The following is a 717-nucleotide window of genomic DNA, read 5'->3' on the forward strand; positions in this document are numbered from 1 at the left end:
GGCATCGCGGGGGGTATGGGGCCCGCCGGGGGTACGGAGGTCGTGCGGAACACCCGATCACCCGGCCATGCAGGCGGTCAGTGTCGCTCCGTCGGCGGGATCGATCAGGATGAACGATCCGGTGCGGCGAACCCGCGCGTACGGATCGAGGGCCAGCGGCTCCGCGGTGCGCAGCGTGACGCGGCCCAGGTCGTTGGCGGCCAGCTCCGTGACCCCGTGCAGCTCCCTGACGATCGCCTTCACGGTGCGCGTGGTGTGCTTGAGCAGCACCCGGTCCCCGGCCCTCAGCGGACGGTCGTGCAGATGGCAGGCGGCCGCCTCGACGTCCTGCGTGGTGGCGGGGGCCGCTGCGGTCGGCGCGATCAGGTCGCCGCGGGAGATGTCCAGGTCGTCGGCGAGCCGCACCGTGACCGACTGCGGCGCGCGTGCCACGTCCACGGCGTCGCCGAGCGCGTCGATGCCGGTGACGGTGCTCGTACGGCCCGAGGGCAGCACGGTCACCGCGTCGCCGACGCGCAGCAGGCCGGAGACCAGCTGTCCCGCGTACCCGCGGTGGCCGCCGTGCCGGATGACGTACTGCACGGGGAAGCGAGAGGGCTCGGAGCCCGGATTCCCCGAACCGGTTCCCGTCCCCGTCCCCGTCCCCGTGCCCGAACCCGTCCCCGTGCCGTCCCCGTAGCCGGAGTCCACGGGGACGGCACGGGGACGGGTTCGGGC

General features: G+C 74.3%; 1 pseudogene. It reads right to left on the reverse strand.

The window, feature by feature from the left end:
* Positions 1-57 precede the first annotated feature (57 nt).
* Positions 58-717, reverse strand: a pseudogene (locus GUY61_RS38740) (hypothetical protein); the annotation flags it as partial.

It is taken from the genome of Streptomyces sp. GC420, from assembly GCF_009916105.1.
Lineage (GTDB): Bacteria > Actinomycetota > Actinomycetes > Streptomycetales > Streptomycetaceae > Streptomyces.